This window comes from Psychrobacter sp. NC44 (assembly GCF_904846655.1).
In the GTDB taxonomy this organism is placed as follows: Bacteria; Pseudomonadota; Gammaproteobacteria; order Pseudomonadales; family Moraxellaceae; genus Psychrobacter.
The window spans coordinates 1-26,917 of sequence record NZ_CAJHBN010000014.1 but is presented as its reverse complement, the minus strand read 5'-3'; the positions used below and the strand labels follow the sequence as shown (position 1 = coordinate 26,917).

The window sequence follows — 26,917 nt, the reverse complement described above, 5'->3', positions numbered from 1 at the left end:
ACTCTGATTTATGCTAGATTTGGTATCACATGCTGCCGAATTTGCTCAGCGACCAATTCGGCATCATTATCAAGCACCACCACATGCTGCGGTAACGCTTCTAAGCCTTCGGTATGGGCGGGGCGTGCGATTTCTATCGGTCCAATAGCTTCGATGATCGTATCGGCAAATTTCACTGGCAGTGCGGTTTCGGCACAAACAATCACCTCGCCTTTGCGCTGTAATTCTTTGGCAACCTTGATACCATCAGCGGTATGCGGATCAACCAACTCTCCATGCTGCTCATAAAGTGTTTTGATAGTGTCGAGACGGTCGGCATGAGTAGATTTACCCGCAGCAAAACCGTAGCGAGTGTTAACCGCCTCCATTAGGTCAGACAAATCAAAACCTTGACCAGATTTCACACCTTCAAACAACTCATGAACGCGGGCGCTGTCTTTATCTAATAAGAGATAAACAAAACGCTCAAAGTTAGAGGCTTTAGAGATATCCATTGAAGGACTTGAAGTAATATAGGTTTTTTCAGTCGGACGCGGCTGATAAGCACCTTGATTAAAGAAGTCGTTGAGTACATCGTTTTCGTTAGTTGCGACGATTAAACGCTCAATCGGCAGACCCATCTCTCGTGCTATATGACCGGCACAAATATTACCAAAGTTGCCTGATGGCACGCTAAAGCTCACCTTTTCATCGTTGTTTGAAGTGACGGCAAAATAGGCTTTAAAGTAATAAACGATTTGCGCAAGGATACGACCCCAGTTAATAGAGTTAACCGTACCTAGATTATAAGCCGCTTTAAATTCAGCATCTTGTTGTAGCGCTTTGACAATATCTTGGCAATCATCAAACATGCCTTCGATGGCGATATTATGAATGTTTTTATCAGTCAAGCTATACATTTGCGCGCGCTGGAATTCGCTCATTTTACCGTGCGGTGACAGCATAAAGACTTCGATATTTTCTTTACCACGCAAAGCATATTCTGCCGCACTACCTGTATCGCCACTGGTGGCACCAATGATGGTAATACGCGCGTCTTTTCTTTTAAGCACATATTCAAAAGCATTACCCAAAAACTGCATGGCAACATCTTTAAATGCCAATGTCGGACCGTTCGACAAGCCTAAAATGTATAAGTTATCTTCAAGTTTGCGGACAGGAACAATCTCATCAGAGCCAAATACCTCAGCAGTGTAAGTGCGCTCAATGATATCTTGCAAATCAGCCGCAGGAATATCAGTGGCAAAACGCTGCATAATCGCCATCGCAAGCTGTGGATAGCTCAGCGCGCGCCACTCAGTAAGCGTCGCACTATCAATATTCGGATAGTGCTCAGGCAGCATCAATCCACCGTCTGGGGCAAGACCCATTAATAACACATCACTAAAATCCATCGGCGCTGTCTGACCACGGGTACTGATATATTTCATTAGATTGTCCTGTCTACAATGAGATTATTAGTTAAAACGGTTTATTCAGCAGTTTTTTGCAATAAGGCATAATAAAAACCATCGCCGCTCTCGCTATCAATTGGCAAGCACTGACGACCAATCGCCTGTTCAATACCCCAATTACAATCGTCGCTAAATTCAATGGCTACTACATTGTTATAGTGAGTCATAAAATCCTGCATCTGCTCAACGTTTTCTTGCTTTAGGATAGAGCAAGTGACGTATAAGAGGTAACCACCAACTTTAAGTTGTGGCCATAGATTATGCAAGATATCGGCTTGTAGCAATGCCGTTTGCTCAACGTCTTCTTCAGTACGCAAAATACTGATATCAGGATGACGACGGATTACGCCTGTCGCTGTACAAGGTGAGTCTAGTAATATAGCGTCAAATACGAGCTTACTCTTTTTCTTACCCGCCCCTTGCCATGTGGTCGCATCAGCACAGACAATATTAAGCTCAATATTTTTCTCAGCTTGCTGCAAGTCGTGCTGACTTAGGTTTAAGCGCTGTAAATTAGTATGAATACGCTCGATACGTGGCGCTTCATTATCTATCGCAGTAATCTTAACTTTCGAAATCACAGGCGACGTTTCAGCATCGTCTTGTTTCACGTGAAACAACGAAGACTCATTTGAGCTGATTAATTCCAACCAATGAGCAAGCTTACCACCCGGCGCTGCACAAGCATCTAAAATGCGGATCTCGTTGTTATTGGTGTCTATATCGCCGTCTGCATCGTCGTTTTTAACACTCAGCTTATTAATTAAAGCGTTATGAATAAGCGGCGCGGCAAGCTGAGCATGCATATCTTGTACACTAGCAGCTCCTTCAGCGAATTGCGGTAAGGCATTGACTGCGGTACTTTGATGTAATCTTAACCCTTTGGTTAATATGCTATTAGATGCGGCTGCATCCGATGAGCTGGCTAAATTAAAACCACTTGTTAGCTCAACCAGATCTGCTTCAACTTCAAATTCCACCAATGCTTGCTGATAGTCCTCTATCGAAGTCACCGCTGTATTCACGCGTAAAAACATCGGTGCAGGTTGACGTAAACCCTGCATCAGATCGTCATATTGCTCACTCCAATCTTGCTTGAGCTGATAGGCAAGCCAATTCGGTAAGCTGTGTTTTTTATCACATTTCTTACGGAACTTACTTGAGTTCTTAGCGACTTTACGCAAGATGGCATTGATTAAACCCGTCGCATGCGCAAATTCGATTTCTTTTGCCGCTTCAACCGTTTCATGAATTGCCGCATGGTCAGCCACTTGCAAATAAAGCAGCTGGGTTAAACCTACTTGTATCGTCGTACGTACTTCTTTTTCATCAATAGAGTTATCAGCCAGACTATCGAGTAGACGCTCAAGGGCGTACCATTGGCGCAACGTCGTCAACAATAGCGCATGAGCAAAACCTTTATCACCGTCATGCAAACTGTTTAATAGCGGATCAAGGACGCTCGCTAGCGACTGACCATTTTGAATCGCCAGTAAGGTGCGAATCACGCGGACGCGGACGCTACCATTCATGATAAGGTTGCTTGACGGTTTGAGCTTATTGTTTCTTGGCGCAGTGCTTCTCATTAAATTGAATTTCCTTGACGCCTAATAGTTAGCGTCTGATAAAAGTTGGATTGTTTGGTATTAAATGACGAATATAAAAATAAATAAGGTTAAGCGGTATTAAACTGATTTAGGAGCAATTATTTTGAGTCTGCTGTGAACTGGTCACCATCATTCAGTTGGTTGCCATGGCAGATTTGCTCGGCTGTCATTGGTTTACCACCAGCAAACTGTAATTGGGTGATAGCTAAAGTGCTGGCTTGCGGTTTTTCGACACCATTATCAATATTACTATCATGACCACAAGCTACCAATATCGCTTTGCGTCCAACGCTGATGACCGTACCAGCAGGCTGATTGGTTTGCTGCGACGGATTCACAGGTAAGCTGGCTAAAATCTTGACGCGCTGCCCTGCCAAAAAACTATAAGCACCTGGCCATGGCGTCAGTCCACGAATTTGTCGCTCAATTTCAGTAGCGGATTGTGTCCAGTTGATTTCGCCTTCGGTTTTGACCAGTTTTTCAGCGTAGTTGGCTTGACTGTCATCTTGAGGTACAGCCTGTGCTTGATAATGTGGCAAGTCTTGTAGCACAGTAATAATCGCCGTCGCACCAAGCTCAGCCATCTTATCATGGAGGCTGGCAGCCGTATCATCAGCCTCAATAGGAGCACTGACTTTATAAAGCATGTCGCCAGTATCAAGCCCTTTATCCATCTGCATAATGGTAATGCCAGTCTCGCTATCACCCGCCAATAATGCACGGTGAATAGGCGCTGCACCGCGCCAGCGTGGTAATAAGGACGCATGAATATTTAGGCAACCATAAGTCGGTGTGGTCAATACACCAATCGGCAATATCAAGCCATAAGCCGCGACAATCATCACATCTGGCTGATAACTACGCAGAGTCTCACGTGCGATCAACCCTTCACTACTAGATTTTTTAAAGGTGAGAGGCTGCTCAACGGCAATATCATGCGCCAATGCGACTTGCTTTACTGCAGAGGCTGATAATTTTTGACCCCGTCCTGCCTTGCGATCAGGTTGCGTATACACAGCGACGATGTCTATATTCAATGCTTCTTGCTGGCTGATAAGCGCCTCAAGACTAACAGCGGCAAACTCAGGAGTGCCAGCAAACGCAACTCTTAAGCGCTTACTAGATGAGCAATCTTTCGTCGTAGATGGCATGGATAAATCGGAGGCAGAAGCAATTGTAGTCATAAACAGGCATTATATAGGGTTGGTTGACTCATTATAGGTGAGTTTGCGATGTTGTGCCATGGTTGTAATAACGGTAATCGAGCGTTACCAATGATACGGTTTGTCTTTATAATAGAAAGTAAGCAGGGCGCTCTTATTGATGAGTTTATTTACAAAACAATGCGTGATTGAGCGATATTCCACTGCCATTCGCCATTTTTTTCTAGATAATAGCTGTACAACCGTAAAAGACAAAACGGCTTGAATAAACCAGCTACTGTGCCAAACTGATGACTTACTCACTATGTTTCTTGTGTCGATATAGGACCACGCTTTCATGCAACAGTTTCAGTCCTTACAGCGCTTACTCATATTTTATGCACTGACCTTGCTGGTCATGTTGTCTATCTATTATTTTGCGCTGTTTCACGAGATAAAAAAACACAGTGAACAACACAGTATCGATACTTTTCATACATTACAGTATGAAGTTACTGAACGTGATGATCTTCTAAATCCTGACATTAAAAGGATTTTAGAAAAACCCGTATTTGAAGACATAAGCTATCAGCTGGTTTTTATGATGCCATCTGGGCAGACTTATATCCATCGCCATACTCAGCCCAATGAGCCTGCTTTTGCTAACGTTACGTTTCCTATTATTAGCTCATCTCCTTCTAATAACGGCAGTCATAGTGCTTACACGCTCAATAATCGCAACTTAACCGGCACCATTAAACTAAAAAGTGGTCATCAGCTTTATATTATATTGCGCCATAAGCCGCTTATCATTGACTGGATATCATATCGCTACTGGTTGCCATTGATGGCAGCGATCATGCTTTTTATTATCGCTTTGCTGTATATGCTCAATCGTCGCACCAATTGGGAACAACTTCTGATTTATACGGACAATCTAAGTAGCCACGCAAAAGAAGCCTATAGTCCGCCGCCTTTTTTGCAAAAAAAATCTACGCCTGAGTTTCTGCGTTTAGGCCATGCGCTGAGCCGTGTCAGCTACCAGTTGCATAATGACTATCGCCGCATTAAAACCCTAACACATCGTCTTGAACGTTTGGTTGATCAATCCCCTTTACCGATGCTGATGATCATGCGTCATGGTCAAATCAGCTTTTTTAATAAACGCTTTGAACAAATATTCATGTCTTTACCGCAAAGCGATAGCAACTATGAACTGACGGACTTTATCGCGGGTAAAGATGAATCCACGCAACGATTGCTGCAAACGTTATCCAACCTACGCGTTACTCGTACCTTAACAGTCTATGGGTTAGAAAATGAACAGGCTTACCAACTACACATTACGCCATGGTTTGGTGAACATGGTCAGGTTCACGGCTTTACCGTACTGCTGAATAATGTTAATGAATTTGCCAGTCAAATAGGGCAATTACAGCAACAAAATCAACGGCTACAACGCCAAATTGATGAATTTAATACGATTAAATCGACGATGGGTCATGATTTGCGCCTACCGTTAGAAGCAATGATTGACACGCTAGAACCGATTGATCCTGAGACATTGACTGCTGCGCAGAATGACATTTTAATATCTTTAATTAAAAGCAGTCAGAGTATGCTCACGACACTTAATGATGTGCTAGACATCGAGGAGATAGCGGTAAGAAAAACCCGCCTAAGCATTGAGCCTGTTGATATTTATAGACTGGGGCAACAGGTCAGTCAGTCATTTATAGAAAGGATAAGGCAGCAAGGACTTGAGCTGCTGTATTTTTTTGCACCTGACAGTCCGCGTTGTATTGATACAGACCATCAGCGCCTACAGCAAATCTTGTACGACTTATTAGATAATGCAGTGAAATTTACCACTTCTGGCTATGTATCACTGACCATCGAAACAGTCAGTAATGCAGAGATATTAGCAACAAAAAACCGAAGCTTAGTAAATCTTAATAAAGACCTTACACTGATTAAAAATAGTCAAATCAATAAAGACAATCCCAATCATGCCTCACACGACTGGATTCGTTTTAGCATAAAAGACAGCGGTATGGGCATCGATATAGCGAAGCAACATCAACTGTTGGTTCAGCTTAATAAAAGCAGCAATCAAAACACCCATCGAAACGTTAATTACATTCAGAAGAACACGACTGGGCAAGGCCTAGGATTAAATAACGTCAATAGCTTTGCGCGATTATTGGGTGGTTTTATTGAAATAAAAAGCACGATGACAGCAGGCAGCAGTCTGAATCTTTATCTGCCTTGCAGACGTCCAAATTATCAGCCTATTTATCATCATAGTCAGCATTTGACTCATATCCACCTAATAGCAGTGATTAAACAACCACTACGTGCCAAACATCTGCGCGATTTTTGCGCATATTTATCGATGCCAGCTACTATCTATACCTCTATAGATAAATTAGATCTACAACAATTAAACGAAAAATTGGCACAAGACGAGCAAAGACTCGCCCCTATCTTGCTATTAGATTATGAATATTATGAAACCCTGTCTATTGCTTCTGCTAATCAGGCGATAAGGAATGATGATAGACAACAAGCATTAAATACCCTACTCGATAATCCGTCGCTACCAAAGATACTACTCAGTATGAAACCTGAGCGCCGTATTCCCTCTATATTATTAGATAAATATGAAGGATTCTTGAGCAAGCCATTAGATGCGACTTTATTGCTCTCTGAATTACTGCGCTTAACCTTACCAGCGAGACAGAAGCTGGTTCAAACCATAGAGATAAAAGAAGAGTGTAAGCAGCTAGCAAACGAAGCAGATAAAGCAGATAAAGCGGCCAACGAGAATGTATTGCCACTTATCTTGGTAGTAGAAGACAGTCCAACCAATCAGAAAATAACGTGCAAGATATTGAGTAAACTTGGTTATCGTAGTGTGGTCGCAGAAGATGGTCAGCAGGCGTTAGATATGCTACAACAACAGCGTCAAGATATCTCACTCATTTTGATGGACTGTCGCATGCCTGTCATGGATGGGCTTCAGGCTACCCAAGCGATTCGTGCGCAAGGCGATAAAATTGCGATTGTGGCGCTAACTGCAAACAATACCAAAGAAGATCGCGATGCTTGTATAGAAGTAGGAATGGATGAGTTTTTAGCAAAGCCGATCAATAAAAAAGAGCTAGAGTCGGTTTTACAGAGCTTCATAAAATCATGACAATCTGTAAAACTGACTCTTCAGGTTTAAACCATTACTTTATAAATCAATTACTTTATAAATCAGCTAATTCATGAACCAATTATTTCATAAAACCATTATCTGCTAAAAATGCTTCTGTAATTTGGCTTTGCGGACTTGGCGTATTCATACCACTGGTTTGCGACTTATTTAACAAACGTTCTAAATAGCGCGCGACGATATCCACTTCGATGTTGACCTTATTTCCAACCAGCCAATGCTTAGCGATATTGGTCACTTGTGCGGTATGAGGAATGATATTTAAAGAGACAATATTGTCTCTTACAAGATTGGTCGTCAGACTAATACCATCAACCGTGATGGAGCCTTTAGTCGCTGTATAGTGCGCCAGCTCTTGTGGTATCTCAATTTCGATATAGATAGAGCGCGCATCTTGTTGCAGCTTGCTGACCACGCCGACGCCGTCGACGTGACCAGCGACGATATGACCACCAAAACGCGTGGTTGGTAGCATCGCTTTCTCTAAATTCACTGTGTGACCAGCTTTTAAAGTTTCTAATGCGGTACGAGCGATAGTTTCACGTGAGACATCGACCGAGTAATGATTACTACCTAGGTCTACGACGGTTAAGCAGATACCATTGGAGGCAATAGAATCTCCTAGCTTCACATCATTAAAGTCCAAACCATTAGACTCTATCGTCAAACGTATATCACCGCCCGTAGGCTGCATGCACTTAACCTTTCCAACACTCTCTATAATTCCAGTAAACATATCGACCTCATTTCATTATGATGTTGTCTTTATAGACAATATATCTTGATCTATTAATATTGTGGCAGCATTTGTCTAAGCCAGTTTTTTTAGTGCAACTTGAGCTTAATTAAGTCTATGATGGGATAGATTGTGGATAAGTACTGATAAATCAACTCATAACGTATTAAAACACGCATTTCCGTTAAGTTATCCACAGAAAACTAGATGTTGGCTAATATTAAGAAAGATTAACAGTGAAACCTAAGTTACTGATTATATTGGATTAATATAAAATTTTTTATAAAAGACCTATTTTTCTGTTTCATGTGAAACAAAGTTATACACAGTTTCATGTGGAACTTTGTACGACACTAGCTGCTTATCCACATTGAGTAAAAATTTAGCACAGACTGTGGATAAGCTGTTTATAAATAACAAGTTATAGCGGGAATAAAGTCAATTTAAGGTCAGGACTTAATGTTTCATGGCCATAAATATTAAAACGCAACTGCTGAGCTAGAGACAATGGGTTAAAATCGACCATCGGTCTTGCTTGCGCGCCTAACAAACAAGGCGCCTGATAGACAATCAACTCATCTACCAATTGTTGGCTTAAGAAGCCACCAGCAACACTAGCCCCTGCCTCTACCAATACGTCATAACATTGATGATCACTGACTAATTTTTTTAGTAATTCAGTTAAGTTATCTTCGCGCCAATAAATCGTATCCGGTCGACGGCATAACTGATAGTCAGACTGTAAGCTATATTCTAAGCGCTGACGCCTATCGAGTACGACAACTTTAGGAGCAGGAACTTGTTTAGGTGGCACAGCTAATTGGTTGGAACGTACATTAAGCTGTGGATTATCCGCGATAACCGTCTCACTACCGGTAATAATCGCGCCACTTTGTGCACGTAGCTTCTGCACATCTTCGCGGGCAGCCGCTGAGGTAATCCATTTCGACTCGCCAGATGCCATCGAGGTACGACCGTCAAGGCTGGTGGCAATTTTAAGTCGTACATAAGGCATCTGGGTGCGCATTGCCTTTAAAAATCCACGATTTAAAGCTTCTGCTTGCTCGGTTAATATACCGACTGTCACTTCAATCTCAGCCTGCTCTAACAGTTTTACACCGCGTCCTGCCACTTGCGGATTGGGATCGAGCCCTGCGATTACGACACGTTTCACACCAGCATTAATAAGACCCAAAGCACAAGGTGGCGTACGCCCTGTATGACTACAAGGCTCTAAAGTCACATAGGCGGTTGCATCTAAAGCTCTTGCACCCGCTTCTTTTAGCGCAAATACTTCTGCATGAGGCTGACCAGCTTTCGGATGAAACCCTTGACCGACGATCGCTTCTGCTTGCACGATGACACAGCCTACCGCTGGATTAGGTCTGGTGGTATATAAACCCTGTTTGGCTTGTTCGATCGCAAGCATCATAAAGTAGCGGTCTTGCGCATTCTGAGTATGGTTTGAGAGCGTCATAAAGAGATACACTTAATAAAAAAGTAGAGGGTAAAAACTATTTAACGTTATCGTCAGCTTTTTCATTTGGGCGAATATTGGCAATCTCTTGATGGAAAGCATCAATATCTTGAAAGTCGCGGTAAACACTAGCAAAGCGCACATAAGCAACATCATCTAACGTTTTAAGCTCACTCATGATAATCTCACCCAACACCTTGCTACTGATTTCGCGCTCACCCATCTGTCTAACACGCTTCTCAATACGGCTTATCATCGCTTCTTGTTCATCAATGGTGATAGGGCGCTTTTGTAGAGGTAATAAGATAGAACGGCGCAGTTTTTCGTTATCATAAGGCTCAATTTTACCGCTTGACTTGATGATTCTTGGCATCACCACTTCTACCATCTCAAAAGTAGTGAAACGCTCTTGGCAGCTATTGCATGAGCGGCGACGACGGACTTGCGCACCTTCTGCCGCCAGACGCGAATCAATAACTTTAGTCTCTGACGCGTTACAATACGGGCAATGCATAGCGTTTCCTTATTTCAATATTAAGCGCAAGAATCACAGTCACTATTTATAAGACCGAATGATAAGACCAAACTATAAGACCAAACTATAAGACCGAAATTTCTGAGAATTAACGAGCTGCATCAGGTAATTCAAAAAAATCGGCTGATTATTTTCCAATACAGAAACTACCAAAGATTTTGCCCAACAAGTCATCCGCACTAAACGCTCCCGTAATCTCACCCAAACTGTTTTGAGCTTGGCGTAAGCTTTCAGCGACTAACTCTCCTGCTTGAAAGACCGTTAACTGCTCGTGCGCCTCTGCTAAAGAGTCGGCTGTGCGTCTAAGTGCATCTATATGACGTGTGCGAGCAATTAGGCTGTTTTCTGGTGGATGAAAACCGACCTTAGCACACAAGGCTTCGACTAAATTATCGATACCAGCACCTGTTTCACATGAAACATTAACTTGTTCATAACCACGTTCTTTTATTGCGATTTGCGAGACAGAGTGTATTTGACTGCTACTATCATCTAGTAAATCACTTAACAAATCACTCTTATTAGCAATGATCAATAAGCGTTTGGCCTCTGGTAACTCACCAAATAATTGTTCTGCAAGCTGTAACGGTGTATCTTCTTCTTCAAGATCACGAGTCACATCGTAGACCATCAGTAGCATATCAGCCTGTGTAATGGCGGTACGCGCGCGTTCAATCCCAATACGCTCTACCGTGTCTTCAGTCTCGCGCAGACCTGCAGTATCGGTCAAATGCAACGTCAAACCATTGAGCACGACGGTTTCTTGTAACGTATCGCGCGTTGTTCCAGCAACGTCAGTAACGATAGCACGTTCTTGCCCTGCCAGACGATTCAGCAAGCTTGATTTACCCGCATTTGGTCTACCTGCTAAGACCACATGAATACCATCACGTAAGAGCTGACCTTGCTTGGCAGTCGCTAATACTTGCTGTATCTTGTCTTGCGTTTGTTCAAGTTTACTTTGTATAACACCGTCTGATAAAAAATCCACGTCTTCTTCGTCAGGGAAATCAATCGCCGCTTCAACATGCAAACGCAGATGAATAAGCTGCTCTAATAGTTGATTAATCTTCTTTGAAAACTCACCACTTAGCGAGCGAATGGCACTACTCGCAGCGGCAGCACTGGTCGCATCAATGGCATCAGCGATAGCCTCTGCTTGTACCAAATCTAATTTATCATTATCAAAAGCACGATAAGAGAATTCCCCAGCACCCGCTTGTTTTGCGCCCAGCTCAAATACCCTTGCTAGCAGTTGGTTTTGTAGAATCATGCCGCCATGCCCTTGCAGCTCAATCACATCTTCCCCTGTGAACGAATGCGGGCCTTTAAAGTACAGCACTAACCCTTCATCGATGACTGTACCATCAGCCTGATAAAAACGACAAAAACTGGCCATGCGTGGCGTAAAAGCAGACTTACCCGTTAGTGTACAGGCAATGTCATAAGCACGCGCACCAGACAGACGTACAACACCAACGCCACCTCTTCCAAGCGGTGTGGCAATGGCCGCAATCGTGGCCAAGCCAGATGCTTTAGGTGGTTCAGATGCTTTAGGTACGTTTGACGCCATCTCTAGGGAATCCACAATTACTCTCAATAGCTAAAAACTCCATTATAGACGGCTGGACACAGACTGACAAAGCAAACTTTAAATAGCCATGCTTTGCGCTTATTTTATTTCAAATCAGTGAGGGATAATAGAAATGTCACGCATAAAAAAACCACCGCCGTAGCGATGGTCTTTTATCAATTGATGAGCTACTTAGTCCAATACTTTCACAGTACGACGCTTTTGCTCTTCTTCGACTTTTTTATTGACAATATATTGCTGAGTCATACTGAATAAGTTGTTGACTGTCCAGTATAGTACGAGACCCGCTGGGAAAAACAGCATGAAAGCAGTAAAGATGATTGGTAAAAACTTCATCACTTTCGCTTGCATCGGATCAGCTGGCTGCGGGTTTAGCTGCTGCTGTACAAACATCGAGGCACCCATCAGCAATGGTAAAATAAACCAAGGATCCATCGCCGATAAATCCTGAATCCATAAAATCCAAGGTGCATGACGCAGCTCAACACTCTCAACCAACACCCAATATAACGCTAAGAAGATAGGCATTTGCATCAAAATAGGCAAACAACCTGCCATTGGATTGACTTTTTCTTCTTTATAAATAGCCATCATTTCTTGCGACATCTTCATTCGATCGTCGCCATGCTCTTCTTTAAGTGCGGCTAATCTTGGCGCAATCGCACGCATCTTCGCCATCGAATAGTAGCTCTTATTCGAGAACCACATCAAAGCAATTTTGACTAAAATCGTCAATACAATGATTGACCAACCCCAGTTACCGATGACTTTATGAATACCATCCAAGATGGCAAATAAAATTTTCGATATTGGCCATAACAAACCATAATCAACCGTTTTATTAAGGCCTACTGCCACATCTTTTAGCTCAGATTGTACCTTAGGACCAGCGTATAACGTAGCATCTAATGTCACTTGTTTATTTGGCGCGACATTGACAGGTTGACTGTTGAAACCGATGAAGTAATCATCGCCTGTTTCACGGCTAAAGAAAGTAGCGGTAAAGTTTTCAGGTATCCATGCTGATACAAAATAATGCTGCACAACACCAACCCAACCTTTATCACTACTAACAGCTAGCTCACCATCATTAAAGTCTTTAAATTTGAGCTTATTATAGGGATCATCAGGGGTGCCCCAAGCGCCGCCTAAGTAAGTCGCCATACTAAGCGCACCTTTATCAGACATACCTGGATCTTTACTGTCATCACGTTTCAACTGGGCAAATAGCTGACCTTGCCACGGTTGTGTAGAAGCATTTTGTATTTGATAGCTAATATCAATCGGATATTTATTTTCAGTAAAGGTAAAGGTCTTAGTAACGGTCACGCCATCTTTTTTATAAGTAAGCGGTACTGACAGCGTCTGTTGCCCGGCCTCCATGACGTAATTATTAGCAGTATGGCTGTATTTGGCACGACCTTCCGCAGTATCAATACCGTTAGGACCAATAAGACCAGACTGAGCCACATACACGCGATTACTATTATTCTCTAGCAATACGAAAGGCTTATCGCTATCGAGCGTTGCGTCATACTGCTTAAGAGCAGCATAAACAATATCGCCGCCTTCTGGGTTGATCTTTATATCATAGCGATCGGTAGTGACCGTGATTAATCCCGTGTCTTTAGCAGGCGTTGCCGTCACAGCATCATTAGCGACTGTATTGTTATCAACAGGCAACGTCTGTACCGGAATATCACCTGCGGCACCAGTTGTCGAAGGGATATCAGCACCTACTGAAGTAGTGGTTTCTGACACCGCATCTACAGCTGGCGCATCGGCATAATCATCTCGCCATGCCAAAATCAGCAGATAAGCGGTGATTAACATCGCAATGATGATCATCACCCGAAATATCTTTTGCATAAACCTTTCCTAGATTAAAAAATTAGGGAATGAAAAATTAGGGCATGTGTCATGACCGTACAATTATCATCATATGTGACAACAGTATTGCCAGTCATTTACATAAAATGTGCATCATTTTACTAAAAATCCGCCTTAAATGATACCAAGAGTGTGGATAACTTGTGGGTAACTAAATAGATATCCACAACTTCGCAGTCGATGACGAACGCTATGTTAGTTTCATCATATGGTTTAAGCGAGACACATAGCCTTTATTATCTCTAAAAACATATAAACCTTGAACTTTGACACTAGTAGCTAGTGCGTTAAAAGGTACATATTGATAATGATAAGAGGATAACGGTAGCGGCACAAAATCAATGCCGTGTCCACCCAAAGGATGACAACTGCTGATACGTTTTAATAATAACCAACTGCCTGCTCGGACTCCATGCCATGCCAAAGCTTGTTTACCATAATTCGAGCACGTAGGGTAATAGCGGCAACGAGCAGGTAATAGTGGACTTATTAACTTTTGATAAAAAACAATAAAATAATAAATAATTTTATAAAGAATATTATTTAAATTAATAAATAAAAAATTCATTTTATTTTTTTTCTACTTTTTTAATAATATTAATTATTTGATTCTTCAATTCTTTATTATCTATATCTTTTATAGATTTTTTGACAATAAAAACAATATCTTTGTTTTCTAAAGAATGAGCCTTTACACGAAAATGTTCACGTATTTGACGCTTGATTAAATTTCGCGCGACAGCCGTAGGAACTTTACGCTTGGTAATGGCCATCCCGACTCGCGGCTGACCATGATCATTGGTACGCACAAATGCCATTAGATGGCTCTGATGAAGCTTACGCTCAGGTGCATCAAAAACCTCACGGAAGGCTGCAGGCGTGAGCAAACGCTGCTCTTTGGTGAAGCGGGCATTAGCTGCCGCTGAAACAGTATTGGACATAGCACAACCTAGTATAAGAGCGAATAACGGTAGCGGAAATAATAGCGCAGAAATAACAACAAAGTACAGAGACAAAAAAAGCGCCGATGTGGGCGCTTTTAATATATGGCTAAGTGTCAGTTGTGGTGATTGACTATCGCAATCTATAAATAATAGAAACACAACAAGCACTATAAGCCATGCTTATCGCAATCTACTGATTATACAGTAAGACGATGACGTCCTTTAGCGCGGCGACGAGCTAAGACCTGACGGCCTTTTTTAGTTGCCATACGAGCACGGAAACCGTGAGTACGTTTACGCTTGATCACGCTTGGTTGGAATGTACGTTTCATAACTCACCTATCAAAATAATGGACTAAATTCGTAATAACGGAGGATTATACCACCGCATAGAATCTTGGTCAATGAACTAATTTAATCTATGTCGATGCAGACAGATATTTTGACAGAGGAAATATCATTTTAAATGATTCATCGTGTGTAAAGTTCATATTCATAACTCAAAAATAACGACTCAGTTAATTAATTCAGTGATGGATTCCCAAAAGTTATCCACAGTTTGTGTCGAAATCTATAATAATTAACTATTAATATATATAATTATTGTTGTTATTGGGAGCTCGATTATCTGTGGCTAAGTAAGTTTTCCTTTTTATTATCAATATATTGTACTATGGGTAAACCTGTGGATAACCTGTGGGTTAAATATGGATAACTCACCTTTCAAAGTTATGCATAAAAGTATCCACAGCCTTATCCCCAAAAAACAAGGTTTTATCCACAGGGTATTTGTGTTAGATTAGCCCCTACTTAATATGTGGCTTCGTATAGTTTATCAACGTAACTTCCAATATGGTTTCCAACGGAAATAATTGCGGAAAATATGAAGGGCTACGCAACAGATCACACTGCTAAAACACAAATATTATTTCAAATTATAGGGTTAGTATTTTTCATGATAGACACAGCAAATATTTGGGATAAATGTCTAAATGACCTACGATATAACGTCAAAGACAACGTATTTACTATGTGGTTGAGACCATTGTCAGCTCATCAAGAGGCGCAAACGCTGACTATACTTGCTCCTAATGATTATTTTGTGACTTACATCAAAAAAAACCACTTGCAAGAGATACAGCAGCTGGTTGCTAAGCACAGTCAGGGAAGTATCGAAGAGGTGGTTGTGCGTGTTGATAACGCTGGCCGCGATAACGAAGACAATCGTCAATTGCAATCAGGGTCTTTGTTTGATGAAGATAAACCCTCCCCTACCCCTGCAGACCATAAGTTTGAAACCATTCATCATAACAATGCAAAAGCAGATATTGATGCCAATATGCGTCACGCAGAATTGGTTGATTCTGCTGATGCCAAGTCGTTAAGTTATCTAAATCCTGACTTTACTTTTGAAACTTTTGTCACTGGAAAATCTAATAATTTGGCTTATAAAGCCTGTTATGAGCTTGGTAAGCGCCAATCAAAAAATCGACACAATCCTTTATTTATATACGGACCTTCTGGTTTGGGAAAAACACATTTAATGCATTCTGTAGCACATCGCTATTTAAAAAATAATCAAAGTTTTTATTATTTCACTTCTGAAAAATTTATTAATCAATTGGTTTATTCATTAAGAAATAATAAAATAGAAGATTTTAAAAAGAAAATTAAAAAAGTGGATTTATTGATTGTAGATGATATTCATGTATTAGCAGGAAAAACCAAAAGTAGTAATGAGTTTTTGACATTATTTGCAGATTTTACCAGTGGTGATAAACAACTGATTTTGGCTTCAGATCGTCATCCTTCGCAAATGACCGAATTCGATGAACGTTTTAGATCGCGATTTTCTTGGGGGCTAACTGTAGCAGTTGATCCGCCTGAGATTGATACTCGTGTGCAAATTTTGCAAAAAAAAGCAGCTTCATATGGTATGACACTGCCTAAAGAATGCGCATTATTCATCGCTCAAAATGTGGTTTCAAATGTTAGGCGTTTAGAAGGTGCTCTAAATCAAGTCTTTGCCAATGCTAACTTGACGGGTGCACAGATTACTCTTGAAATGGTGCAATATGCGCTAAAAGACATCGTCGCGATGCGTGTGCAAGCTGTGAATATGGATAATATTCGCAAAGTGGTCGCTGAGTACTATGATGTGACCATCAAAGAGATGATGGGTCGTAAACGCACACGCAGTATTGCTAGACCGCGTCAAATAGCGATGGCATTATCGCGTGAGTTGACTGGTGATAGCTTTCCTGAGATTGGTCAATCATTCGGTGGTCGCGATCATACAACGGTGATGCATGCTTGCGATAAAGTTAATGAGCTACGAGCAGCTGATCCTGCCTTTGATAAGGATTACAAAACACTGGCATTGATGCTGCAAGCGGGTTAGCAGGTCGCGGTATCACTGTGTTTTAGTAGATTGATATGGTTTATAATATTAAAAATACGAGTAGACAGACAGCGAATGGATTATAGTCAATAGACAGGGTATGATTAAGCCATTATTGTTAAGTTTTATAATAAAAATCATTTAAATAAGAGTAACCAAGCATGCAATTATCGATTAATCGAGAGTCGTTACTAAAAGCCATTAATTTGATCGCCAAGGCTGCTGATAAACGGCACAATATGGTTATTTTGGGCAATATCAAGCTACAGCTATCCGAATCAACGCTTATTTTGACGGCTTCTGATTTAGAAGTAGAGCTGACATCGACTTTAAAACTGCCTGCTGGTGCTTGTGTTGAAGCTGGTACCACGACCTTACCTGCAACAAAATTAAAAGACATCTGTAAATCATTGCCTGCACAAGCTCAAATTAATTTGGCCACTCAAGAAAATGAACGCTGCTTATTAACCAGTGGCAAGAGTCGCTTCACCTTAGGGACATTACCTAGCGAAGATTATCCGAGTTTGGGTAATCCCGAAAATATCACGCCATTGACCATCAGTCGCAATCGTCTTATCGATTTGATTCATAAAACGCAGTTTGCAATGGCGATTCAAGATGTACGCTATTATTTGACTGGCATGTTGTTTGATGTGTCGCAACAGCAGCTGACGACGGTTGCAACCGATGGGCATCGATTGGCTTTGGCGCGCAGCGTTATCGATGTCAGTGCTGATTTAAATATGCAGGCTATTTTGCCCCGTAAAGCTGTCATTGAGCTTGAGCGCTTGGCCTCTGAGCTAGGAAAAATGCTTGGTGAGCAAGACAATCAGGTCACCTTGAGCTTCGGTCGTGAGTTTTTGCAAGTGAGCTTACCCTTTGGTGACGTTGATAGTGCCGGGCAGGTCAATCAGAACCTGATGGTTACTTTCACTGCGCGTCTGATTGATGGAAAATTCCCTGATTATCGCCGAGTGATGCCAAGTAATACGGATAAATTGGCTTTATTCAATCAAGCAAAAATGACGGACGTACTGCGCCGTGTCGCGATTTTGAGTAATGAAAAATCTCGCGGTGTGGTGTTTAATTTTGCCAGCGATGGCATGGTAGAAGTGCGTGCTAATAATGCAGAGCAAGATGAAGCGGTGGAGATGATACAGGCGAAGTATCAAGGTGAGCCGATGGAGCTGTCTTTTAATGCGGCTTATTTACAAGATGTGCTTGGTGTGATTCAAGGTGATTTGCAAATGCACATGAGTCAATCAAACGCGTCGGTGCTAGTCAATCAGCTGAATGATGAGTTCCATCAGTATGTCATTATGCCAATGCGTATATAGTTTCTGTATAATTTCTATATGTTTTCAATAGGCTTAATAGCAGGGACTAAAGACACTCAGTTTGCACTAAAAAATTAAGGTAAGCTGAGAGTCTTTGATTAAAATCCAGTATTTTAAATTTAATTATTATTAAACTTTTGCCTATTATTATAGGTAGCGTCAATAGGTGGCTGTCGGCATTATGATTGAACGTCTACAAATATCCAACCTACGCAACCTGACGCACGTCAATCTACATGCAACAGCTTGCAACGTCATTATCGGTGCCAATGGCAGCGGTAAAACCTCATTACTTGAAGCCATATTTCTGCTATCAAGAGGAAAAAGCTTTCGTCATCACCAGCCAAAACGCTATATTCAGCACCATCAAAATACAGCGACTGTATACGCTAGACTCAATAATAGTAGTACCTTAGCTATCCAGAAACAAGCTGACGCGACCACAATTCTACGTTTGAATCAAACCACTGTCTATAACCAAAGCATCTTAACTGAGCAGCTACCAACGCTACTGATAGATCCATCGACGATGGATATGTTAGAGCAGGGTAGTGCTAGTCGTCGCCAGCTGCTAGATTGGCTAGTGTTTCACATGAAACAAGGTTTCCACCCGCAATGGCTCGCCTATCAGCGTCTATTAAAACAGCGCAATAGTTTGCTAAAAAAGACACGTCATTTGACCCAAGTGCAGCTCACTGAACTAAAATCGTGGGACAAAGGACTTAGTAATCATGCGGCACTGATTCATCATTATCGCGAACGCATATTCGCAGAATGGCAGCCTTATTTTGCTGAAAGTATCGCGCAGTTATTACCCGCTTATGCGGAGCAATTGAGCCTTAGCTATAATGCTGGTTACGATACTACTGTTGCGCTGGATATACAGCTTAACGAGCGCTTAGAACAGGATTTGCAACTGGGATATACTCGTATCGGTAATCACCGTGCTGATGTTCATGTGCATTGGCGTTCTAATGACTCGGCAGCGTCGAATAACGAACTCTCAGATACAATGCATGAAGCGGACACTAACCTCAAAGTACCTGTTATAAAAGAGCAGGCAGCCAATGTGTTGTCGCGTGGTGAAAAAAAGCTATTAATCACAGCACTGCGTTTATCGCAACTGCCATTACTGCTAAATACCCAAAAAACTAATGACCTATCAAATGATAGTGCTCAGGTGACACCAGTGGTATTGCTAGATGATATTACTGCAGAGCTTGATTATAGGGCGATAGATATTCTATTGTCGACGTTAGCGCAGCTGCCATGTCAGGTATTTATGACCAGTTTGACCGACGATATTTTGCCTTTGGTGCATCAATATTGGTCAAAACCCAGTACGTTTCATGTGAAACAAGGTCAAATCTTTAGTCCTTAATTATTTCCTTTATATTATTTCCTTTCTCCACGGGCTTTCATATCGATACTTATCTACCTGTCGTTTCGTAATGATATAGGCTATTTTTTCGAGCTGGTTTTATAGGCATAAAACGCTCAGTAAACAGTGACTTAGAGGCAAAAAAATGCTAAAATGGGGCTTTATTTTTGTCCTGTTCTCAGCAAGTTGTTTGATGACGTTATATAGGTATTTTCCAATGCCTGTAAATTTCTAAGTATTTGATAAATAAATGTTTTATTTGCTCTCTTGGTTTTTATAATGTTTAAAAAAAGAAGCCGATGTTAGAGAGAAAAAGCGCGGACTTGAAACTCTTTTTAAGTCGCTATCAACACTCAAGAATTTTTAGCTAATCGTGTTTTAGCTGGTAATGCTTATCAAAGGTTTTGACTATAAAAATTAAGTCTAAAATAACGTTATGAGGCGTCATCGTAGTGGTGCGCTAATAACAAACGGCTGATTATGGCTAGATTAAGGAATGCACATGAGTGATTCATTACCTACCGACCACGAGAAACTGACGTCAGACAGCATTGCTGAAACTACGGCACCAGCGGTGGTTCCTGAAAGTTTACCTTCTGATTATAGCTCCAAAGATATTCGTGTATTGCGCGGGTTAGAAGCGGTACGCGTACGCCCTGGTATGTACATCGGTGATACGGATGATGGTACAGGCTTACATCATATGGTCTTTGAGGTGGTGGATAACTCTATCGATGAGGCTCTGGCGGGTCATTGTGATCAAATCGATATCATTATCCACGAAGACGAATCTGTGAGCGTCATGGATAATGGTCGCGGCGTGCCTGTCGATATCCATCCAGAAGAGGGTGTATCTGCGGCGCAGGTCATTATGACTGTCTTGCATGCAGGCGGTAAGTTCGATGATAACAGCTATAAAGTATCAGGCGGCTTACATGGTGTTGGTGTCTCGGTCGTTAACGCCCTATCGAAAAAGCTTGAAATGAACATCTGGCGTGAAGGTTATCACTACCATCAAACCTATACTGATGGGGTGCCTGATGCGGACATTCAGCAGATGGAACCAACCGACAAAACTGGTACGCAAATTCGCTTTTATCCAAGTAGCGATGTGTTTACTGGCACCATCTTTGAGTACGATATTTTAGCGAAGCGTTTGCGTGAGCTATCATTTTTGAACTCGGGCGTACGCATTGTTTTAACGGATGAGCGTATTGATAAGCGTCATGAGTTTGAACACAAAGGCGGCTTGTCAGAATTTGTCAGCTATATCAATGCTGGTAAAGATGGCATCAATGAAGTCTTTCATTTTGTGAGTGAGCAAGATGATGGTATCAGTGTCGAAGTGGCGTTACAGTGGACAGATACTTATAACGAAAAAGTGTTTTGTTTCACCAACAATATTCCCCAAAGGGATGGTGGTACGCATCTATCTGGCTTTCGTTCAGCGTTGACGCGTTGTTTGAATACCTATATGGATCGCGAGAATCTCTTTAAAAAAGAGAAGGTCGTTGCTACTGGTGATGATGCGCGTGAAGGTCTAACCGCTATCGTATCCGTTAAAGTTCCAGATCCTAAGTTTTCGAGTCAAACCAAAGATAAACTGGTATCAAGTGAAGTAAAATCAGCGGTCGAATCAGCAATGCATGATAAGTTTAATGATTATCTGCAAGAGAATCCAAGCGCTGGTAAGGCTATTGCTGGCAAAATAATTGATGCCGCTCGTGCTCGTGATGCCGCTCGTAAAGCGCGTGAAATGACGCGTCGCAAGACCACGTTAGATATCGCTGGTCTGCCCGGTAAGTTAGCAGATTGCCAAGAAAAAGATCCAGCATTGTCAGAACTTTACATTGTGGAGGGTGACTCTGCAGGTGGTTCAGCAAAGCAGGGCCGTAGCCGCAAAACCCAAGCGATCTTGCCATTGAAAGGTAAAATCCTAAACGTAGAGCGCGCACGTTTTGACAAAATGCTGTCTTCTGCTGAAGTGGGTAACCTTATCACTGCGCTTGGTTGTGGCATTGGTCCAGACGAATATAATCCGGATAAAGTACGCTATCATAAAATCATCATCATGACCGATGCGGACGTTGATGGTTCACATATTCGTACCCTGTTGCTGACTTTCTTCTTCCGTCAAACGCCTGAGCTGATTGAACGTGGTTATATTTATATCGCCCAACCACCGCTTTATAAAGTGAAAAAAGGTCGTCAAGAACTGTACCTAAAAGACGACGAAGCACTCAAAGCGTACTTATTGTCTTCAACGATTGATAATACTAAGCTGCATATCAGTGCGGATGCGCCTGCGATTACTGGTCAAGCGCTAGAGACGCTACTGAATGATTATAACCAAACGCAGCTGATAAAGGCACGTTTGCAGATTCGTTTCCCAGCGGTGTTATTGGATGCGCTGACGCATACGCCGAAGCTTAGCACTGATATGACTTATGATTTTCCTGCGATGCAAGCTTGGAAAGAGGCGATGCAAGCTCAGCTTGAGCACTTCGGTAGTGACTTGAGTCCGGAGATTGAACTGGTCAATATCCATGCGCCGCAACCAAAAAATATGGATGCTGCTGCTGCTGATTTACTGGGTATGAAGCCTGTGGTAGAAACTGTAGAAGGCGCGGCGTCTGATAGTGAAGCGTTATCTGCTAAAGCACAGTGGCTACCGCGTATTACGGTTTATGTGCACCAGTTAGCCCATCATTATCTGCTAGATGCTAGCTTTATCAATTCGGGCGAGTACAGCAAGTTGCTGCGTTTGTCTGCTGAATGGAATACCTTGCTTGCAGAGGATGCCTTTATCCGCCGTGAAGCAACGACTGGTACGACCAAAGACATTCCTGTACGTGACTTTGATTATCTCTGGCAGCAGATGATGCTTGATGCGCGTCGTGGTCTAGCAATTCAGCGCTATAAAGGGCTGGGTGAAATGAACGCAGATCAGCTCTGGGATACCACGATGGATCCTGAAAACCGTCGTATGCTACGCGTGACGATTGAAGACGCGATTGCGGCGGATCATATGTTTACCTGCTTGATGGGTGATCATGTTGAACCGCGTCGTATTTTCATTGAAGAGAACGCATTGACGGTGTCTAATTTAGACATCTAGGTTGGGCCTCTAAGTTGGACATAAAAAGTTGCGAAATCATTGTTAATTAATTAAAAAAACCACCGCTTTGGCAATCAAGGCGGTGGTTTTTTGATGTTAGAATTGTTTCACGTGAAACTTAGTTCACGAATTTCTTTAGATAATGGATATAGAAATGATTGAAGTTTTTTTACTTGCGATAGCCTTGGCGATGGATGCATTTGCGGTATCAATTGGGCTAGGGGCTAAATCGCAAAAGCAATCATCTGCTTATGTGCTTCGTTTAGCCATTTATGCAGCGCTGTATTTTGGTATTGCGCAAGGCGTGATGCCGCTGATAGGTTATCTATTGGGTGCAGTATTATTAGGCTGGTTAGCGACTGCTGCACCGTGGATTGGTGGTGGGATTCTTATTGTGCTTGGCGCTAAGATGTTATATGAAGCGTTTAATGGTGAGGTTGAAGCGGTATTAGCAGGCAGTTTCGATGAAAATATACAAGAAAAAATCAACCATCGTATGATGTTTACATTGGCTATTGCCACCAGTATTGATGCAATGGCAGCAGGCTTTACTTTAAATTTACTGGTAGTTAATGCATGGTTAGCCTGTTTAATCATCGCTATTGTCACCGCTGTATTTGGCTTTTTAGGTATCTACTTAGGTAAGTCTTCAGGAACGTGGCTCGAGGACAAAGCTGAGATACTTGGTGGATTAGTATTGATAGCCATTGGCATAAAGGTGATGTTTATCCGTTAATAAGTATCATTATTTGAATTGATTCTCTACAATAAAAAGCACCCCTTTGATGATCAAAGGGGTACTTTTTTAACAAAGGCTTTGTTTCACGTGAAACTATAACTATTTTATATTAACTACTATCTACTCTTCGTCAGTATCAAAACGCCATGCGAGTATACGCGTACTTTTTTGACCTTGGCTCATCTCAATGATGCGCATTTGGGCAACACCAAGTTGTTTTAACAGCAATTGCAGAGGTTTTACGTTTTCTGATTTTGAGACTAAACTTGTGAACCAGCCAACATGCTCAGCGAAATCTTGACTCTCTTTTGCCATCTTGGTTAAAAAGGCAATCTCACCACCCTCAGACCATAGCTCTTTATGCTGACCACCAAAGTTTAGGTTTTGCGCGGCATTACCAGACTTGGTTGAGCTGCGGCTAATTTGTGCGTTCTCATTCTTACCGCGATGTCGTTGCAAATTATGCTGCTTACGGCTATTGGCTTCCATCGCTTCTTCTAATGAGGCATGGAATGGCGGGTTGCAAACCACCACATCAAAGTAATCTTGGCGACCGATGATATTTTTAAAAATAAATTTAGGTTCGGTCTGTAGTTTGACTTTAACGGCACTTTTTAGCTTTGGATTGGTTTCACAAATCAGCGCAGCCGTATTGACTGAAATAGGGTCAATGTCTGAAGCCGTAAAGCGCCAGCCATAGCTTTGGCTACCAACAATCGGATAAATCGCGCTGGCACCCGTACCAATATCAAGGGCATGGATTTCTTTGCCAGTCGGTGGCGTATTGTCTTTATTCACATGCGTTGTTTGCGCAAGCAAATCAGCAATGTAGTGAATATAATCGGCACGTCCCGGAATCGGTGGGCAGAGATAACCTTCCGGAATATCCCAAAATTTCACACCATAATAATTTGCTAGTAGTGCCTGATTAAGGACGCGCACGGCGGCACTGTCTGAGAAGTTAATCGTCGACTCGCCTTTAGGATTGGTAATGGTGTGCTTAGCAAGCTCAGGCAAAGCGCGAGTCAATACTTCAAAGTCATAACGACCTTGGTGCGGATTGCGCGGATGTAGCTGCCCTAATTTTTTAGCAGTTTCAGGCGATCTGTTTCGGTGATTATTGGCGGTCGGGCGACGGTTCATAGGCTTACTGGTCATAGTATCAGGCTTTGATGTTTGAATATAATGCACCATTTTAGCAGATTTCATGAGTCACTAGCGTCTTATCGGCTACGTAAAATCAGATTTAATCCCAATATTATCATCGCTGTACCTAATACGCGGTCGATCCAATGTTCAAAACGCTGAAAGCGACGATGAATGGCAGGAATAGACAGTAACATCACCACGGTACTAAACCATGCCATCTGCAAGACCATCATCCATACGCCATAAATAGCCAGTTGCCAAAGCGGTATATCGGGTGATAGTACGAGGGTAAATATCGCCACGAAATATACTGGTGCTTTTGGGTTAAACACATTGCAAAAAAAGCCACGCCGTAGGATGGAAGCGGTTGAGTCTGTATCAGTAGGCAGTTTTTTATTAGAAATGGCTTTATCAGAAAGTTCGGTATGATTGGTAGAAGTCGTTTGCTTAATAAGCATATCTTGTGAAACGTGAACACCTGAATCTATTAGCTCTACTGGATTTGCTAATTCTGATATTTTTTCCGGTTTGGCTTGAATACCTTGCCATCCTAGATAAATAAGATAACTACCGCCCAACCATTTAATAGCAGTGAGTAGTGGCTGCGAATGGGCAATCAGTGTTGCTAGTCCTAGCACCGAATAAATGATGTGTACGGCAAGACCCAAGGTAATACCAAAGCTACAAATCAAACCGGTGCGCCTCCCTTTTGCCAAGGTTTGCTGCGAGACTAATACAAAATCAGGACCCGGAGAGGCGGCAGCGAGTAGATGGACGCTGGTGATAAGCAAAAAACCGTGCCAAAATTCCATAAAATGCTCTGAGTCATGTCTTGAGTTGGATAATAGTTGCACATTAGCGTAAATGAGGTCAACTGATATTGGTACCAGCTATTGAGGCTCATGCTAAAACGATGCTTGCGTTGCACGTAGCGTATGTCTATATTGAAAGTAAGTTACATGATTTTTAGCAGTGTTAATTCGCCATAGGACAAACCATAAAACGATCGCTCTAATAAGGATAAAAACATGACTACGGAAAGTAATAATAGTAATTCCACTAGCAGTGACACTCGCATTACCTATGACGTCCAAGATTACATCTGTTTGATCGGGCTCAATCGCGCGGATAAACGCAATGCCTTTGATAGCCATATGATTAAGCAACTCTCTGAGGCACTCACTCAATACGAAAATGATGCCAATCTTCGCTGTGCGCTGATATTCGCCCATGGAGAGCATTTTACCGCTGGGCTTGATTTGATGGAGCTACAAGATAAATGGGATAAAGGCGCATTTGAATTCGATGAAACCCAAATAGATCCATGGGGAATCGGTGGCAAACTGCGCACTAAACCAGTCGTCGTCGCAGTACAAGGCACTTGCTTTACCGCTGGGATTGAGTTGATGCTCAATAGTGATGTCGTTATCGCTAGTGATAACTGCAACTTTGCGCAAATGGAAGTTCAGCGCGGTATTATGCCGTTTGGTGGTGCGACTGTACGCTTTGTAGCAGCAGCTGGCTGGCAAAAAGCCATGCCGTATCTATTAACAGGTAAAAACTTTGACGCGCAAACGGCTGATAGATTGAATTTGGTCAGCGAAGTGGTGGCAAATGGAGAAGAATACGAGCGCGCGCTAACTATCGCTAAAGAGATTTGCAAAGCTGCACCGCTTGGCGTACAAGGATTACTATCCTCAGCACAAGAGGCCAGTCGCAATGGCGCAAAAGTAGCATTAGCTAATATTCATGGTTATCTGCCACATTTGTTTCATTCAGAAGATGCCAAAGAGGGTGCGATGGCGATGGTTGAGAGACGGGAAGCTGAGTTTGTGGGACGGTAAAAAACAAACTAAAGTTAATTAAGTATATTTTCAGCAGATATATGTATGGTAAAGTTAGGTGTTTACCATACACAAAGTGGATATAAAGGGATGTCAAAACTAAAAAATAACGCTATTGCCTCTGTACAAGGTATTACTTACCAGAACTTAGTTGCTTTAGAAAAATGCTTAGAGTTGACAGAGGATCAAACACTCTATATAGAGATTTGGGGTGATGTGACTATTGAAGATGATTCACAAGTTGAAGTCAAACACGAAAAAGGTAGTTTAAATAAGGGGCTGTCCTAGATAACTAGTTCAGTTCCTGTTTAACCCATTGTTTTAGCTGGTGTAATTGACGTTTTGGATC

At 42.0% G+C, this 26,917-nt stretch carries 21 protein-coding genes; 8 read left to right on the top strand and 13 right to left on the bottom strand.

The features are described 5' to 3' along the window. Positions 1–8 precede the first annotated feature (8 nt). The 3 genes from thrC to fmt form a co-directional block, all read right to left on the bottom strand. Positions 9–1,430 (bottom strand): threonine synthase, encoded by a 1,422-nt coding sequence (thrC, locus tag JMX95_RS10550; protein WP_109592260.1) that lies wholly within the window; start codon positions 1,428–1,430, stop codon positions 9–11. 41 nt (positions 1,431–1,471) lie between these two features. Then, on the bottom strand, positions 1,472–3,040 hold the full coding sequence (locus JMX95_RS10545) for a transcription antitermination factor NusB (RefSeq protein ID WP_201560784.1): 1,569 nt from the start codon (positions 3,038–3,040) through the stop codon (positions 1,472–1,474). Between the two features lie 119 nt (positions 3,041–3,159). Further along, positions 3,160–4,212, bottom strand: a complete 1,053-nt coding sequence (gene fmt, locus JMX95_RS10540; protein ID WP_407691885.1) for a methionyl-tRNA formyltransferase — start codon at positions 4,210–4,212, stop codon at positions 3,160–3,162. A gap of 349 nt (positions 4,213–4,561) precedes the next feature. On the opposite strand from fmt, the gene JMX95_RS10535 reads away from it, so the two are divergent. Next, on the top strand, positions 4,562–7,402 hold the full coding sequence (locus tag JMX95_RS10535; protein ID WP_055125627.1) for a response regulator: 2,841 nt from the start codon (positions 4,562–4,564) through the stop codon (positions 7,400–7,402). Positions 7,403–7,484: 82 nt separating this feature from the next. On the opposite strand, the gene JMX95_RS10530 is transcribed toward JMX95_RS10535, so the two are convergent. From JMX95_RS10530 to rpmH, 8 genes are all read right to left on the bottom strand, one after another. Then, positions 7,485–8,159 (bottom strand): riboflavin synthase, encoded by a 675-nt coding sequence (locus JMX95_RS10530; protein ID WP_109592268.1) that lies wholly within the window; start codon positions 8,157–8,159, stop codon positions 7,485–7,487. Positions 8,160–8,580: 421 nt separating this feature from the next. After that, positions 8,581–9,636: a bifunctional diaminohydroxyphosphoribosylaminopyrimidine deaminase/5-amino-6-(5-phosphoribosylamino)uracil reductase RibD gene (gene ribD / locus JMX95_RS10525; protein WP_109592270.1), complete on the bottom strand. Its 1,056-nt coding sequence runs from the start codon at positions 9,634–9,636 to the stop codon at positions 8,581–8,583. A gap of 37 nt (positions 9,637–9,673) precedes the next feature. Continuing rightward, positions 9,674–10,150, bottom strand: a complete 477-nt coding sequence (nrdR, locus tag JMX95_RS10520; protein ID WP_045442876.1) for a transcriptional regulator NrdR — start codon at positions 10,148–10,150, stop codon at positions 9,674–9,676. Positions 10,151–10,298: 148 nt separating this feature from the next. Then, positions 10,299–11,744 (bottom strand): tRNA uridine-5-carboxymethylaminomethyl(34) synthesis GTPase MnmE, encoded by a 1,446-nt coding sequence (gene mnmE, locus JMX95_RS10515; protein ID WP_109592272.1) that lies wholly within the window; start codon positions 11,742–11,744, stop codon positions 10,299–10,301. A gap of 192 nt (positions 11,745–11,936) precedes the next feature. Then, positions 11,937–13,634 (bottom strand): membrane protein insertase YidC, encoded by a 1,698-nt coding sequence (yidC, locus tag JMX95_RS10510; protein ID WP_055125623.1) that lies wholly within the window; start codon positions 13,632–13,634, stop codon positions 11,937–11,939. Between the two features lie 211 nt (positions 13,635–13,845). After that, entirely contained in the window at positions 13,846–14,223 is a 378-nt protein-coding gene (yidD, locus tag JMX95_RS10505; protein ID WP_109592274.1) for a membrane protein insertion efficiency factor YidD, read from the bottom strand. A 1-nt stretch (position 14,224) separates the two neighbouring features. Continuing rightward, a complete protein-coding gene (gene rnpA / locus JMX95_RS10500) occupies positions 14,225–14,596 on the bottom strand; it encodes a ribonuclease P protein component (protein WP_109592276.1) in 372 nt (123 codons plus the stop codon). Between the two features lie 200 nt (positions 14,597–14,796). Next, positions 14,797–14,931 (bottom strand): 50S ribosomal protein L34, encoded by a 135-nt coding sequence (rpmH, locus tag JMX95_RS10495; RefSeq protein WP_007394757.1) that lies wholly within the window; start codon positions 14,929–14,931, stop codon positions 14,797–14,799. A gap of 623 nt (positions 14,932–15,554) precedes the next feature. Between rpmH and dnaA the strand changes: the two genes are divergently transcribed. From dnaA to JMX95_RS10470, 5 genes are all read left to right on the top strand, one after another. After that, positions 15,555–17,000, top strand: a complete 1,446-nt coding sequence (dnaA, locus tag JMX95_RS10490) for a chromosomal replication initiator protein DnaA (protein ID WP_109592278.1) — start codon at positions 15,555–15,557, stop codon at positions 16,998–17,000. Positions 17,001–17,161: 161 nt separating this feature from the next. Continuing rightward, positions 17,162–18,337, top strand: coding sequence for a DNA polymerase III subunit beta (dnaN, locus tag JMX95_RS10485; RefSeq protein ID WP_109592280.1), 1,176 nt, complete (start codon positions 17,162–17,164; stop codon positions 18,335–18,337). 181 nt (positions 18,338–18,518) lie between these two features. Beyond that, positions 18,519–19,718 (top strand): DNA replication/repair protein RecF, encoded by a 1,200-nt coding sequence (gene recF / locus JMX95_RS10480; RefSeq protein WP_109592298.1) that lies wholly within the window; start codon positions 18,519–18,521, stop codon positions 19,716–19,718. 502 nt (positions 19,719–20,220) lie between these two features. Beyond that, complete coding sequence (gene gyrB / locus JMX95_RS10475) at positions 20,221–22,836, top strand: DNA topoisomerase (ATP-hydrolyzing) subunit B (protein ID WP_201560783.1); 2,616 nt, start codon at positions 20,221–20,223, stop codon at positions 22,834–22,836. A 154-nt stretch (positions 22,837–22,990) separates the two neighbouring features. Next, positions 22,991–23,572 (top strand): manganese efflux pump MntP family protein, encoded by a 582-nt coding sequence (locus JMX95_RS10470; RefSeq protein WP_109592284.1) that lies wholly within the window; start codon positions 22,991–22,993, stop codon positions 23,570–23,572. 123 nt (positions 23,573–23,695) lie between these two features. Here the strand turns inward: JMX95_RS10470 and rlmF are convergent, their stop codons facing one another. Both rlmF and JMX95_RS10460 read right to left on the bottom strand, forming a co-directional pair. Further along, the gene (gene rlmF / locus JMX95_RS10465; RefSeq protein WP_109592300.1) at positions 23,696–24,733 is read right to left on the bottom strand and encodes a 23S rRNA (adenine(1618)-N(6))-methyltransferase RlmF; all 1,038 of its coding nucleotides are present in this window, start codon (positions 24,731–24,733) and stop codon (positions 23,696–23,698) included. A 65-nt stretch (positions 24,734–24,798) separates the two neighbouring features. After that, complete coding sequence (locus JMX95_RS10460; protein WP_109592286.1) at positions 24,799–25,536, bottom strand: LysE family translocator; 738 nt, start codon at positions 25,534–25,536, stop codon at positions 24,799–24,801. 216 nt (positions 25,537–25,752) lie between these two features. Here JMX95_RS10460 and JMX95_RS10455 point away from each other — a divergent pair, with 216 nt between their 5' ends. Together JMX95_RS10455 and JMX95_RS10450 are read left to right on the top strand one after the other, a co-directional pair. After that, a complete protein-coding gene (locus tag JMX95_RS10455) occupies positions 25,753–26,568 on the top strand; it encodes a crotonase/enoyl-CoA hydratase family protein (RefSeq protein ID WP_109592288.1) in 816 nt (271 codons plus the stop codon). Positions 26,569–26,613: 45 nt separating this feature from the next. After that, the gene (locus JMX95_RS10450; protein ID WP_201560782.1) at positions 26,614–26,856 is read left to right on the top strand and encodes a hypothetical protein; all 243 of its coding nucleotides are present in this window, start codon (positions 26,614–26,616) and stop codon (positions 26,854–26,856) included. Positions 26,857–26,917: the final 61 nt, after the last annotated feature.